Genomic DNA, 13,712 nt, shown 5'->3' on the forward strand with positions numbered 1-13,712 from the left:
GACATGGGTCATCCAACAATTTATCCGACGGGAACAACGGTCTATCGGCCTGAAAAGGCCTGGAGTGGGTATACGATTTTTCAAGCCGCTGACATAGGTGCGCTGCTGATCGATATGAGCGGCAAGGAAGTTCATCTGTGGGAGGGGCTGCGCGGCTTCCCGAACAAAATTTTGCCGGGCGGATATGTGACAGGACATACACAGGCTCGAGACCCGAAGTATGGATTCCAGGATGAGGTTGACCTGGTTCAGGTGGACTGGGAGGGGCGTATCGTCTGGCGCTTCAATCGCTATGAATTCATCGAAGATCCGGACAACGAGCCGCAATGGATGGCGCGCGCCCATCACGATCACCAGCGGGAAGGCAGTCCGGTCGGCTATTATGCGCCAGGCCAGCAGCCACTCACAGACCGCGGACGTACACTCCTGCTTGTACATCGCAATGTGAACCAGCCGGAGATTTCGGATAAGGTGTTGCTCGACGATGTCATTATCGAGGTCGACTGGCAAGGCAACATCCTGTGGGAATGGGCGATAAGCGACCATTTCGCAGAGCTGGGCTTCGACGAGGCAGCGAAAAATGTGCTGTTCCGCGATCCGAACGGCCGTCGCTTCGGCGGCAATACCGGCGGTGACTGGATGCACATTAATTCCGTATCCTGGGTTGGCCCCAATCGATGGTATGACGGCGGAGACGAGCGATTCCATCCGGACAATGTCATCTGGGACGCACGAGAGTCCAATATTATCGCGATTACCGATCGGCGCAGTGGCAAGATTGTCTGGCAGATCGGTCCGGACTTCTCCAAACCTGAGGTGAGACATCTCGGCTGGATTATCGGCCAGCATCATGCCCATATCATCCCGCGCGGACTGCCAGGCGAGGGCAATCTGCTCGTCTTCGACAACGGTGGTTGGGGGGGCTATGGCTTGCCTAATCCTGCTTCGCCTTATGGTCAGAAGAACGCGGTCCGCGATCATTCGCGAGTGCTGGAGATCGATCCTGTGACGCTGGAGATCGTCTGGCAGTATACGCCTACCGAGGCCGGCTACTTACAGCCGCTCGATTCTTACCGCTTCTACAGCCCGTATATCAGCTCCGCGCAGCGACTGCCCAACGGCAATACACTAATTACCGAAGGCGCGGACGGTCGTCTGTTCGAGGTGACGCGGGAGCATGAGTTGGTCTGGGAGTACATCTCTCCATACAAGAACAAGACGAATGCCAATATGGTATACCGTGCGTATCGCGTCCCTTATGAATGGGTGCCGCAGCTGGAGAAGCCGCTCGAACAAGCCATCGAAGCCGTTGACCTTGCCGATTATCGGGTACCTGGAGCCGCCGCGAGAGGCGTACTCTCCGCTGTCAAGGTCGCGGGTACGACGATTTCGCTTGACGAGGGGGCATTCTGCGTCGCCAGCGTGGATGAAAAACCGGACAATCCATCATAATGCAGTGTGCCTCATCATCTGTTAATAGCTAGGAGGAGTAACTATGTCTCGTAACCAAACCTTCCGTTACTTAAGCAGTCTGCTGTTCTTGCTTATACTGATCACAATCATCGCTACAGGCTGCGCCGATCGTAAGTACGGGGAGAGGTCCGTGGACGCTTCGTCAGAACCTGTCCATCTGGTCATTGCCGATACGGCGACCAACCCGGTGTTCCGTGTTGCCAAGAGCAAGGGACTCTTCGAGAAGTATGGCATCGATGCGGAGATTCTCACATTCGCTACGCCGGCCGAAGGGATCAATTCGCTGTTTATCAAGCAATCCGATATCGCATGGGGGGCTGACTTCCCGATATTGAATGCAGTGAGCAAAGGCGACTATTCAATCATCGCTGCGACCGGGACAAATACCGATGCGTCGGCGGCGCAATGGAAGCTGTATGTCCAGAATGATATACAGGAGGCAGCCGATCTGAAAAACAAAAAGCTCAGTACGCTGCGCGGAACATTCCTTCCGTACCTGTGGGACGAATATCTCAAAACCAATGGCGTGTCCGTCGACGACACCGAACAGATCGGGCAAGGCGGCTTCGACGAAGCTTACATCGCGCTGAAGAAGGGCGAGATCGACGCAACCTGGGCCGTAGGCGCTGCGCTGATCGATAAGCTTGAAGCGCTCGAAGGCGTACACGTGCTGACAGATATGTCCCAGACGCATGTCCGGATCGGCGGGGCTGTTGTGGCTACCAACACCCTCATCGGGGATCAGCCTGAAGCGTTATCCAACTTCCTGCGCGCCCTGGATGAGGCTTCGCAGTACGCAAGCGACCACCCGGAAGAGACCGCCGAGATTCTATTCAAGGAAACCAAGCAGCCCAAGGAAGCTACATTACGAGACCTGGCGACCATTAACTGGAAGATCGGCTTCTCCCAGGCGTCATTCGATAGCTTGAGCAACCAAAAAGCATATATGATAGCTGCCGGAATTATTAAGGATGACTTTGATCTGACAGAGAAGCTTAACCTGGATAGTCTCAAACAGGCGGTTCCTGAACGGGTTGACTACGGCAAGTAGGGGGATTGCGATATGACACGAGCAGTTGCGCAGGCAGGCACGATTACGATCGAACATTTGGATAAAAGCTATGGCAGCGGAAATCAGAGTGCGCTGCATTACATTATTAAAGATGTGGATTTGATTGTCAAAGGCGGAGAGTTTTTCGTGTTGCTTGGTCCGAGCGGGTGCGGCAAGTCGACGCTGCTCAATATTATCGCGGGCTTCGTAGCCAAAACGGCAGGTCTTCTGCGCGTCGGCCAAGTCGAGGTTGACAGGCCGGGAAGCGATCGGGCAGTCGTCTTCCAACAGGCGGATTCCTCATTGTTCCCATGGCTTACGGTTCGCCAGAATGTGGAGTTCGGCTTGAAGATGAAAAAGATGCCGCGGCAGGAACGCCATCGCGTCTCCGATCGCTTCATCCGGATGGTCGGCTTGTCCGGACACGAGAGCAAGTTCCCTCGCGAATTGTCCGGCGGGATGAAGCAGCGTGTTCAACTGGCCCGCGTACTGGCTAACGATCCGGAGATTCTACTGATGGATGAGCCGTTCGGCGCACTCGATGCGATGACGAGACGCACGATGCAAAAGGAGCTGGGCCAAATCTGGCGAGAGACGGATAAAACCGTCATCTTCGTTACGCATGACATTCAGGAAGCGCTCCTGCTGGGACAGCGTATCGCCGTAATGTCGCCAGGTCCCAACTCGAGGATTACGGATATCTACGAGGTGCCGCTGGACTATCCTCGGGATGCGACGCTTCCGCAATTCCAATCATTGCAACGGCGCATCCAATCCCACTTCGAAGCTACGCTTGAGGGAGGCGCATATCCGTGAAATCAGCAAATAACAATCCGGGCTGGAGCGGGCGGCTCGTCAAGGGTCTGCCCATCCTGATCCTCTGGCTATTAGTGCTTGCCGTCTGGCAGCTCGGCGCTTGGGTCTATGGGCCGGATGTCATTCCCGGGATTAGGGATACCTGGCTTGGGGCGAAGGAATTGATGGAGAGCGGATCGCTCCTCAACGATATCGGCATCAGCTTCTTTCGCGTCCTGGTTGGCTGGTCGCTTGGCAGCCTGATTGCGATTCCCGCTGGTCTGATCATCGGCAGAGTGGCGCCGATTCGGGCGATCGCCGAGCCGTTCCTGAACTTCATCCGCTTTATACCGCCGATTGCCTTCATCACGCTCTTCCTGGTCTGGTTCGGCATCGGCGAGCAGTCGAAGATCGCGCTTATCCTGTACGCGACGCTCTTCATCGTTATGATGAACACCTTGACAGGGGTTCTCTCACTGGAGGAAGACAAAGTCCGCTCCGCTCGCAGCATGGGCGCATCGGAGTGGCAGATCTTGCTGCATGTCGTCATTCCCGCAACGACACCCTATATGTTTACGGGGGTTCGTATCGCGATGGGTACCTCGTATATGGCGATTATCGGCGCGGAGATGATAGCGGCCAATGAAGGCATCGGCTACCTGATCTGGAATTCTCGCCTGTTCTTCCGCACGGACTGGATTTTCGTAGGTCTGATCTGCCTCGGGCTGATGGGCTTTGTCACGGATCGCTTGGTCGGCTGGCTGGGCAAGAAGCTGCTGGGCCGTTATGGCGTTGTAAGCTCGTCAGGCTCGCGGAGGTAAGCAAGGAAGACCAAAGTACAATAGTAGAGCAACCCCTGGAGGCACCGCAATGGCGCTTCCGGGGGTTGCTTGGCGATGACCGGGTGGGAGCTGCGGAGGGCTCGTCTTAATTATCGATGGATGGCGATGTTGCAACGGCGGCGACGGGTCTTCTGGCATAGAGAACAGCCAAGAGGAAGAGAAGGGACAAGGCGGCGGAGCAGCGATACATGATCCCGTAGTCCGACACCGAGGCCAGCGCGCCGAGCGCAAAGGACCCGATGGCGATACCCAGATCTGCCGAGTTGTAAAACATGCTGTTGGCGGTGCCTTGCTGCTCGGGACGCGAGACGCGCAGCATCCAGGCCTGAAGCGTCGGCTGTATCGAGCCGAAGCCGGCTCCGTAGAGCAGCGCTGCTGCGGTCAGCATCGGCATCGTCGTCGCGTAAGAGAGGACGAGCAGACCGCCCCCGAGACTGAGCGCAGCGGGGATCAGCACGACGACTGGACCGCGACGATCAAACCATCTCCCTGCCAGAGGCCGGACGATCAGAATGGCGACAACGTTGAACAGGAAAAACAATCCCGCTTGCGGAAGCCCTGCCGACATGCCATAAAGCGCAATGAAGCTGAGCAAGCCGCTGTACGTAAAGCCAAGCAGCAAATTGAGCAGCGCCGGAATCGCGATCTGCCGGGGAAAGGGTGGTCGCGGCGCGCTTCCAGCGCGGATATGCGCGACTGCGGGCTGCAACGCAGGGAGCGCCCGTGTCAGGAGCAGCACCGGAAGGATCAGCATAGCGACGCCTGTGCCGAGCCAGACGAGTGTCGGGAAGCCGTAAGCATCCAGTATATTAAGTCCCGTCAATGGACCAATGGACATCGCCAGACTGGTCGATAGACCGAAATAAGCGATCCCCTCGCCGATCCGGTTGCCGGGGATAACTGCGGAGACAAGCGTAGGAATAATCGTGCTGGCCATCCCAAAGCCGATCCCGAAGCCAATACGCCATAACAGCAGCGAGTCGATCGACCAAGCCGAGGCATACAGGGCAGTGAAGATTACCGCCAGGGCGATCGAGACCAGCAGCAGATGGCGCCGGTCGATCCGTCGCAGCAGCCAGGCGGTGAGGAAGCGCGAAGCGATGGCACTGGCGGCGAAGACGCTCGTCATCAGACTGACGGTTATATCATCGGCGTCGAACCGTTCCTGTACATAGGCGGGAAAAGCGGCAAGGAGCATTTGTAGATTCAGAAATAGCAGGAAAAAGCTGGTTGTCAATCCGATAAAGGCTGCTGTCCAAAGGTTGCGAGGCTGTTCGTGATGTGGTCCCAAGTGCAATTCGCCTACTCTCTATCGGTTAATTGTTGGGCGTGCTGATACGTCTCTCGCAGCAACGCCAGCAGTTCCTCGTAAGTCTCTTGGCCAAGACTCGTCCGCATATCGGCCATCAATTGGCGCTCGAGCGGGTAAGTAGCTCGGACGAGCGCGGCCCCGGAAGGCGTAACGCGAACCGTTACCGAACGTTTGTCAGTCAGTCCGGGGCTGCGACTAATCCAGCCCTTGCTCTCGAGTTGCCCGAGCAGGCGGGTCGTCGTCGGTCTATCCTTATAGAGCCGCTCGGCGATCGACTTCTGGATGATGCCGTCTTCCCGGTACACCTGGTACAAGACCGACCATTGCTCGGTCGTGATATCGTACGCCTTCAGCTGCTGCTGGAAGGCATGGACCAGCTTGCGGTAAGTCACGCCCAGTTGGAAGCCAAGCGAATCCTTTAACAGATCGTCCTCATGCGTCATTCGATTCACCTGCTCCTCATAATAGTTGTCTTGACAATTATATGCCCGTAATAAAGGGCTGTCAACGTTGTTACTTCAACGTGCAGCTCTACGGGGTACTTCGACAAAGGGCGCCGCGCAGCTCGGGATGATGGTCGACAAACGGACACATATCCGATCCGATCGTCGCGAGCGTCGTCGTCAGATCGTGCGAGCTGGCTGATCAGCCCCCTTTTTTCAAGGCTCTTGCACCATGCTATAATGGAGGGGTTCGAAAATACATAGAGACATGTTAGGAGGAGGAAATTAACGATGTTGGTCCAACCGACAGAAGACCGCGAGTACTACCAATTGTACAGTCCGACAGCGATGCCCAAAGCCTCGGGATTTCTCTGGAACGAGACGATGATGATCCATATGAATTGCCGAGGGTATGCGGTGGCCCAGTTCATGCAGCCCGAACCGGCCAAGTACTCGCATGCCCCCAATCTGGAAGCCAAAACGTTCATGCAGCCGGAGCAGCCTTATTATGCCCATCATCCGGGGCGCTTCGTCTATATCAAGGACGAGGAGACGGGAGAGGTGTTCTCCGCCCCGTATGAGCCGGTGCGCAAGCCTGCCGAGCATTACGTATTTGCCGCCGGCAAGCATGATCTCTACTGGACGGTCCGCGCGCTTGGAGTCGAGATCGAGCTGCGCCTCACGTTGCCAGTGCGCGAGCCGGTCGAGATGTGGGAGGTCAAGGTGCGCAATCTGAGCGGACGCGCGCGCAAGCTGAGTCTTTATCCATACTTTACGGTAGGCTACATGTCCTGGATGAATCAATCCGGCGAGTACAACGATCAGCTGCAAGGCATCGTATGCTCCTCGGTGACCCCGTATCAGAAGGTGGATGATTATCCAAAGATCAAGACGCTGAAGGACAAAACCTACCTGCTGCCGGATCGCCGGCCGGACGCCTGGGAGGTCAATCAGGAGCAGTTCGAGGGCGAAGGCGGCCTCATGCTGCCGTCTGCCGTCGCCGAGGAGCGCCTGGCCTGCGGAGAAGCGCGCTACGAGACGCCGGTAGCTGCGCTGCAATATCGCCTCTCGCTCCAGCCGGAGGCGGAGGAGCGCTATCGCTTCCTGTTCGGACCGGCCCGGACCGAGCGGGAGATTGCCGACATCCGGGAACGCTACTATGGGCAGGATGAATCGGGGAAGGTTGGCTTTGACGCAGCCGCGGCGGCATATGCGGATTATGTGGCAGAGGGGCGAGGCAGTCTGTCGATCCAGACCCCGGATGCCGCGCTGGACAACCTCGTCAACGAATGGCTGCCGCGCCAGATGTACTATCACGGTCAGACGAACCGGCTGACGACAGACCCGCAGACGCGCAACTACCTGCAGGACAATATGGGTATGAGCTACATCAAGCCGGACACGGCGCGAGCCGCCTTCCTCACTGCGCTGCGACAGCAGGAGGCGAGCGGCGCGATGCCTGACGGCATCATCCTGCACCCGGATGCCGAGCTGAAATATATTAATCAGGTGCCCCATATGGACCACTGCGTCTGGCTGCCGATCTGTCTGGACGCGTACCTCGACGAGACGGACGATTACACCATCCTTGACGAGCAGATCGGTTTTGCCGACTCGGAGGAGCAGGCCTCGGTATTCGAGCATGTGACGCGCGCCATGCATTGGCTAGCCGAAGCCAGGGACGAGCGGGGGCTCAACTATATCAATCAAGGCGACTGGTGCGATCCGATGAATATGGTCGGGCACAAAGGCAAGGGCGTCTCGGGCTGGCTGACGATCGCATCCGCCTACGGGTTCAACGTATGGGCCGGCATCAGCGAGCGCCACGGGCGGTCGGGCGAGGCCGCGACTTTCCGCGAGCTGGCGGAGCAGACCAACACCGTTGCCAACCGCTATCTGTGGGACGGCGACTGGTATGCGCGCGGCATCACCGACGACAATGTCGTATTTGGGGTCAGCTCGGATACGGAGGGCCGGATCTATATCAATCCGCAGAGCTGGTCGCTCATGAGCGGCGCGGCGGACGAAGAGAAGGCGCAGCGTCTGATCCGCGCCGTCGAGGAGCAACTGGAGACGCCATATGGCGTGGAGAAGCTAGCGCCATCGTTCACCGCGATGCGCGAGGATGTCGGACGCGTCACCCAGAAGCATCCGGGCAGCGCCGAGAACGGAGCCGTCTACAACCACGCTTCGGCGTTCTACATCTATGCGCTGTATGTAACAGGGGAGCGGGATCGGGCGTATCGGGTACTCCGCAAGATGCTGCCGGGACCAGACGAGGCAGATCTGAGACAACGCGGGCAGATGCCGATCTTCATTCCGAACTACTACCGCGGCGCTTACCGCCAATATCCGCACACGGCAGGGCGTTCCAGCCAGCTGTTCAATACCGGCACCGTGCCGTGGGTTTACCGCTGTCTGATCGATGGGTTGTTTGGCTTGCAAGGCGTGCCGGGCGGACTGCGCGTGCAGCCGCAGCTGCCGGCCGAGTGGAGCGAGGCGCGCGTGACGCGCAGCTTCCGGGGAGCGACCATCGACGTCGATTACCGCCGCGATGCGAACGTCGCTGCGATCGAGGTATATCTGGACGGCCAGCTGGTCCCGGACGGCGTGCTCCGCGGGCTCGAGGCTGGAGTATCGTACCGGGTGACGGTCAAGCTGCCGACGGCGCAGTAAAGTCCGGACGTACCGGCGTCGTCCGGGATCGATTCGGGAGTAGACACAACAAGAAGGGCTCGTCACAGGCGCAGTAGGCCTGAGGCGAGCCCTTTGTCCAGCGTAGCGGCGACCAGGACGTGGACCAGGCTCGATAGTCATCGAGCCTTTGCCTTTTCCAGGGAGGAGAGGGGCATGGAAAGTCATACTTTGTCCAAGGGAGCAGGAACCCATGACCGAGAAACGACTTATTGCACCAGCTCGATGAACTTGCTCGCCGTGATCGAGACCGGCATGTTGCGCATCGTCATCAGACCGACCTGGGATGGCGGGATCGGAACATCGAGCTTCACCTCGAACAGTGAGCCCTCCTCGAGCTCGCGGGAGACAAACTCGCGCGTCACATAGGAGATGCCGAGACCGCGGCGGGCGCATTCGATCAGCAGATCGACGCTGCCGACCTCGATGTCCGGCTTCAGATTATAGCCGTAACTCTGCACCAGCTCGGTAATGTTGACCCGCACCCGGCTGTTGCGGGAGAACAGGATGATCGGATAATCCATGAGCATCTCCAGCGACAGCACCTGGTCCCGCAGCTCGTCATAACGGGCGCCGGCGACGAAGCAATCCTGCAGCTGGAAGCTGCTCGTCACGTCCAGCAGCGGGTCGACGATTGGCATCCGCACGACGCCCAGGTCGATCCGGCCCTCCTTCAGGAAGGCGATCGTCTCCGGCGTCGTCCCGTGGTTAAGATGGAGCCGGATGCCGGGATAACGGGCGTGGAACTGCTCGAGATGGGGCAACAGATAATGCTTGAACAGCGAGTCGCTGCCGCCGATTCGCAATTCGCCGCTGTCAAGATTTTTGAGCGCGGCCATCTTCTCCTCAGCGAGCGAGATCAGGATCTGCGATTGCTCGATATAGGAGTAGAGGGTGGCACCCTCTTGGGTCAACGTGACGCCTTTAGCTGTTCGATTGAACAGCGGCAAGCCGAAGCTCGCCTCGAGCTGCTTGATGGCGTGGCTGACGCTCGGCTGGGTCAGATACAGCGCCTTGGCAGCCTGGCTGAGACTTCCTGTCTTGGCAGCGAGATAGAACACCTTGTATAGCTCATAATTATTAATCATAGATGTGGTCTATAGCTCCTGTATAATATATTGATTACATGTATACATCATATTCGTATTATAGTGGACTTACGACAATCATACCAGAGCTTGCGTCAGGAAAGCGTTTTTCATAGCCATCAGGATGGCTGCGGCTTGACTCGTTTATGCCTAAGCTCTGCAGGAAAGGGAGAGGACGATGGAACCGACTACGTTTGTGTTATTCGGGGCGACTGGCGACTTGGCCAAGCGCAAAATTTATCCCGCCTTATATAACTTGTTTCTCGACCGCAAGCTGCCGAGCGCATTTACGCTAATCGGGCTGGGACGCAGAGAGGTGCCGGACGAGGTGTTCCGTGCCAATGTCAAACAGTCGCTCCAGGATTTCTCCAGACGTCACGGAGGGAGCCCGGCAGAGGTCGAGCGATTTGTGCAGACCTTCCATTACCGTGTGCTGGATGTTGGGCAGCCGGAGGACTACCGTAGCTTGCTGGCGTTTGTCGAAGAGCGCGAGGCGGCGATGGGCTCGGCGCATAATCGTCTGTTCTATCTTTCGGTGGGACCGGAGTTTTTCGGACCGATCGCCGAGAACATCAAGACGAGCGGTCTCGGGCAGGCGGCGGGTTGGAAACGGCTCGTCATCGAGAAGCCTTTTGGCTACGACCTGGCATCCGCCAGAGCGCTCAACGCCAAGCTCAGCGAGACGTTCGCCGAGGATGAGATCTATCGGATCGACCACTACCTCGGCAAGCCGATGGTGCAGAAGCTCGAGGTGCTGCAGCAGAACAATCCGGTGCTCCATGCGCTCTGGTCCAACCGGTATATCGCCAACGTGCAGATTACGGCTAGCGAGACGGTTGGCGTCGAGACGCGCGCCGCATACTACGATCAGTCCGGCGCGATCCGGGATATGTTCCAGAACCATATGCTGCAGCTCTTGATGATGCTGACCAGCCAACTGGCCAAGGGCAGTACTGCCGAGCAGGTGCGATTCAAGAAGCGCAAGGTGATGGAGGCGCTCGAGCCGCTGTCCCGCAGCGAGCTGGGTACGCAGATCGTACGCGGCCAATACGCCGCCGGCACGCTCAAGGGCCAGCCGGTTGTCGGCTATACCGAAGAGCCGGGCATTGAGGCCAGCTCCCGCAACGATACGTTCATCGCGGCCAAGCTGCAGATCGACGATTACTTCTGGCGGGGTGTGCCGTTCTACATCCGCACCGGCAAGCGTATGAACGAGAAGGCTACGCGTATTGTCGTCGAGTTCAAGGACCCGCTCCAGCAATCCGCGAAGCCGTCGCAGACCGCCAAGCTGCCAAATCTGCTCATCTTCGACATCGGTCCGGAGGAAGGCATCACGCTGCAGTTGAACACCCGCGATCCGAAGGAGAAGAGCGAGCAGAAGCCGATCCGCATCAACTTCCACGAGCAATCGGCCGAGCTGCCGGAGGCTTACGAGAGCCTGATTCATGATGCGATCGCAGGCGATCCGACCTTCTTCGCCCACTGGGACGAGGTCGAGCTGTCCTGGCAATGGGTGCAGCCGATCCTTGAAGCTTTTGCTGCCGACGAGGTGCCGTTGCACCAGTATCCGGCAGGCTCTACCGGACCGGAGGCGGCGCATGCGCTGCTGGCGGCTGACGGCTTCCGCTGGTGGCCGGGCGAGATCGAGGAGGAGCAGGCGTCTCTGCCGGTCGCGGCTGGACAGTTGGCCTGACGAACCTAGTCTGACGCAGCTCTGGCAAGGCAATACCGTTTAGAAGATTTCGCTTCAAGTATCGTACCATCACTCACATCTATGGAGGTTGTTGCGCGTGAAATTTTTTATCGATTCGGCTAACCTGACAGACATTCAGAAGGCTCACAAAATCGGCGTGCTCTCTGGCGTAACCACGAACCCTTCGCTGGTCGCCAAGGAGGGCATCAAATTCGAGGATCGCATCGAGGAGATCCTGCAGGCCGTGCCGGACGTCGAGTCCGTCTCCGCCGAGGTAACGCCTGACGCCGAGACGGCGGAGGAGATGATCGCCCAAGCGGATGAGCTGATCAAGATCAACAACCACGACAACAACATCACGATCAAGCTGCCAATGACGCTGGCCGGGCTGGAGGCTTGCCGCTACCTTGCCAAGAAAGGCGTCAAAACAAACGTTACGCTTATCTTCACCGTCAACCAGGCGCTGCTCGCAGCGCGTGCCGGCGCTACCTACGTATCGCCGTTCCTCGGTCGCCTCGACGACATCTCCGAGGATGGCGTGCAACTGGTGAGCAAGGTAGCGGAGCTGTTCCGGGTACATAACCTGGATACGCAGATCATCGCCGCTTCCGTCCGTCATCCGGACCATGTGACGCGTGTCGCTATGGCAGGCGCGCACATCGCCACCATTCCATTCTCGGTCATTGAGCAAATCTCCAAACACCCGCTCACCGATCAGGGACTGGAGAAGTTCGCCGCCGACTGGAAGAAGGCCGTTCAGTAATCGACGGCAACACTTGTTTTCTAGCAAGTTGAGTAGCACGGTTGGGTTGTAGTAGTAATTGTAGTTGTACGGTTTTAGTAGTGCGGTTGTTTTTAGTTGGATGTAGTTGAGCATTGTTGAGCATTTTGGGTAAGCACTAACTGCAATGGCTTTGCAGTTCCTTTCGAAGCGGCGCATCTTGATGCGATCCGCTTCTTTTTTTGTATGGTGCACATTTGTCCGTTAAAAATCACAAACGACGAATATCGGCCTTTTATGGTGCAAATATGTCCGTTAGATCGCCACCGCAACTTTTTCGTCGCGATTGCGTTGTATAACTGGGGAGAACAATGGAAAATAGCGGAGGAGTTGTAAAATGGAGCATGCATCCCGCTTTACTCGAACCAAAATGCTCATCGCTACAGGATTGATGCTACTTAGCTTCGTGGGCATACCGGTGCATGCACAGGAAAGTGGAGACCAAAGCGACGGGTTTGTCCGGCAATTCAAGGAGGAAGCTGCGGCTTGCGAGCCGAACCGGATCACATATGTCAATAAACGACAGGGAGACCGGTTGTTTCAGCCCCTGCTGCAAAAACGCGCCGAGGACCGCGAGCAGCTTCGCCTGGTTTGCAGCTATTTAAAGCAAATTTCCAATACAGCCAAAGAAGTGCATCTGCCGCCGGAGATAAAGGACCGATTTTTCTGGGGCTACGCCATCGAGATGGCGTCTGGCTTTTATTTCGAGATCACGTGGACGAACAAGGGAGAGTTGGCGGTCAACAAGGAGGATCACACTCGTCTAGTGGTGGCTGACCCGTCGATCTCGGAGTCTTTGTCCGGACTGGAATTCCCCGAGCAGTCGCTGACAGTCGATAACGATCAATTGGAGATCGGCAAGACGATTCGTCTCACAGGCGTCAACATTAACGAGGAGGCGACGCAGCCGGTCGAGCTCATATGGCTCACCACACAAACAGACGCCTCAGGATTGACGGTTGCAAAAAGCTTTGTTGTGCACAAAACAGAAACACGGTATGGTCGACTGGATACGACGTTCGTTATGCCGGCTTTTGGCAAAGATGAGACGGGTGTATTGCAGCCGATCCTGCCGGGTGAGGGACAGTTCGAGTACAACATTCCCTACACCTATAGCGGGCAAAAGCTTATCCCTCTGAAGCCCGCCTCGACGCCGCTCATCTCGATCAATGGCCTGCCGGCGTCGGACCCGGCGATGAAGGCGCTCATGATCGACGGTCGCGTCCATGTGCCGATCCGCGCGATCGCAGCGCTGACGAAGCAGCCGGTCGTCTGGGACGCGGCGACGAAGAGCGTGCTTATCCGCACGAAGCCGCAGGCGGTCGAGCCTCGTCATGCGGATCAGGTGCGATTGTGGATCGACGGCGAGCTGGCAGGCGCGGCCTACAAGCCGGTGCTGCGGGATAATGTAACCTTCGTGCCGATCCGCACGCTTACCGCCGCCTTTAACCTTGAGGTCAAATGGTGGCCGGAGAGCCGCAGCGTCAATATTGTTATCCATGGGGCGTAAATAGCGCGACCGAAGCACGAGCAAAGGAGC

Annotated in this window: 11 protein-coding genes; 8 read left to right on the forward strand and 3 right to left on the reverse strand. The window is 57.5% G+C overall.

Going from position 1 to position 13,712, the window contains the following annotated elements:
• The first annotated feature begins 3 nt into the window (after window positions 1-3).
• From PA598K_RS01960 to PA598K_RS01975, 4 genes are read left to right on the forward strand one after another with little or no spacing between them, the layout of a single operon-like run.
• Window positions 4-1,452: an aryl-sulfate sulfotransferase gene (locus tag PA598K_RS01960; protein WP_128655230.1), complete on the forward strand. Its 1,449-nt coding sequence runs from the start codon at window positions 4-6 to the stop codon at window positions 1,450-1,452.
• 43 nt (window positions 1,453-1,495) lie between these two features.
• On the forward strand, window positions 1,496-2,524 hold the full coding sequence (locus tag PA598K_RS01965; RefSeq protein ID WP_128655231.1) for an ABC transporter substrate-binding protein: 1,029 nt from the start codon (window positions 1,496-1,498) through the stop codon (window positions 2,522-2,524).
• A 12-nt stretch (window positions 2,525-2,536) separates the two neighbouring features.
• Window positions 2,537-3,340, forward strand: coding sequence for an ABC transporter ATP-binding protein (locus tag PA598K_RS01970; RefSeq protein WP_128655232.1), 804 nt, complete (start codon window positions 2,537-2,539; stop codon window positions 3,338-3,340).
• Between the two features lie 47 nt (window positions 3,341-3,387).
• Window positions 3,388-4,140, forward strand: coding sequence for an ABC transporter permease (locus PA598K_RS01975; RefSeq protein ID WP_376739031.1), 753 nt, complete (start codon window positions 3,388-3,390; stop codon window positions 4,138-4,140).
• A 106-nt stretch (window positions 4,141-4,246) separates the two neighbouring features.
• Here the strand turns inward: PA598K_RS01975 and PA598K_RS01980 are convergent, their stop codons facing one another.
• Together PA598K_RS01980 and PA598K_RS01985 are read right to left on the reverse strand one after the other, a co-directional pair.
• Window positions 4,247-5,398, reverse strand: coding sequence for an MFS transporter (locus tag PA598K_RS01980; protein ID WP_260405221.1), 1,152 nt, complete (start codon window positions 5,396-5,398; stop codon window positions 4,247-4,249).
• 65 nt (window positions 5,399-5,463) lie between these two features.
• Window positions 5,464-5,916, reverse strand: coding sequence for a MarR family winged helix-turn-helix transcriptional regulator (locus PA598K_RS01985; RefSeq protein ID WP_128655234.1), 453 nt, complete (start codon window positions 5,914-5,916; stop codon window positions 5,464-5,466).
• Between the two features lie 294 nt (window positions 5,917-6,210).
• Between PA598K_RS01985 and PA598K_RS01990 the strand changes: the two genes are divergently transcribed.
• A complete protein-coding gene (locus tag PA598K_RS01990; RefSeq protein ID WP_128655293.1) occupies window positions 6,211-8,592 on the forward strand; it encodes a GH36-type glycosyl hydrolase domain-containing protein in 2,382 nt (793 codons plus the stop codon).
• A gap of 227 nt (window positions 8,593-8,819) precedes the next feature.
• Here the strand turns inward: PA598K_RS01990 and PA598K_RS01995 are convergent, their stop codons facing one another.
• Window positions 8,820-9,698, reverse strand: a complete 879-nt coding sequence (locus tag PA598K_RS01995; RefSeq protein ID WP_128655235.1) for a LysR family transcriptional regulator — start codon at window positions 9,696-9,698, stop codon at window positions 8,820-8,822.
• A gap of 178 nt (window positions 9,699-9,876) precedes the next feature.
• Here PA598K_RS01995 and zwf point away from each other — a divergent pair, with 178 nt between their 5' ends.
• The 3 genes from zwf (at window position 9,877) to PA598K_RS02010 (ending at window position 13,682) form a co-directional block, all read left to right on the forward strand.
• Entirely contained in the window at window positions 9,877-11,391 is a 1,515-nt protein-coding gene (zwf, locus tag PA598K_RS02000; RefSeq protein WP_128655236.1) for a glucose-6-phosphate dehydrogenase, read from the forward strand.
• Window positions 11,392-11,488: 97 nt separating this feature from the next.
• Window positions 11,489-12,154, forward strand: coding sequence for a fructose-6-phosphate aldolase (gene fsa, locus PA598K_RS02005; protein ID WP_128655237.1), 666 nt, complete (start codon window positions 11,489-11,491; stop codon window positions 12,152-12,154).
• Between the two features lie 355 nt (window positions 12,155-12,509).
• Window positions 12,510-13,682 carry a copper amine oxidase N-terminal domain-containing protein gene (locus PA598K_RS02010; protein WP_128655238.1) on the forward strand — a complete coding sequence of 391 codons (1,173 nt, stop codon included), beginning with the start codon at window positions 12,510-12,512 and terminating at the stop codon, window positions 13,680-13,682.
• Window positions 13,683-13,712: the final 30 nt, after the last annotated feature.

The organism is Paenibacillus sp. 598K, from assembly GCF_003851045.1.
Taxonomy (GTDB): Bacteria; Bacillota; Bacilli; order Paenibacillales; family Paenibacillaceae; genus Paenibacillus_D.

What these genes read in the sequence shown, in the direction of transcription:
- PA598K_RS01960 (WP_128655230.1), top strand. Translation starts at nt 4, where the DNA reads ATGGGTCATCCAACAATTTATCCGACGGGAACAACGGTCTATCGGCCT.
- PA598K_RS01965 (WP_128655231.1), top strand. Translation starts at nt 1,496, where the DNA reads ATGTCTCGTAACCAAACCTTCCGTTACTTAAGCAGTCTGCTGTTCTTG.
- PA598K_RS01970 (WP_128655232.1), top strand. Translation starts at nt 2,537, where the DNA reads ATGACACGAGCAGTTGCGCAGGCAGGCACGATTACGATCGAACATTTG.
- PA598K_RS01985 (WP_128655234.1), bottom strand. Translation starts at nt 5,916, where the DNA reads ATGACGCATGAGGACGATCTGTTAAAGGATTCGCTTGGCTTCCAACTG.
- PA598K_RS01995 (WP_128655235.1), bottom strand. Translation starts at nt 9,698, where the DNA reads ATGATTAATAATTATGAGCTATACAAGGTGTTCTATCTCGCTGCCAAG.
- zwf (WP_128655236.1), top strand. Translation starts at nt 9,877, where the DNA reads ATGGAACCGACTACGTTTGTGTTATTCGGGGCGACTGGCGACTTGGCC.
- PA598K_RS02010 (WP_128655238.1), top strand. Translation starts at nt 12,510, where the DNA reads ATGGAGCATGCATCCCGCTTTACTCGAACCAAAATGCTCATCGCTACA.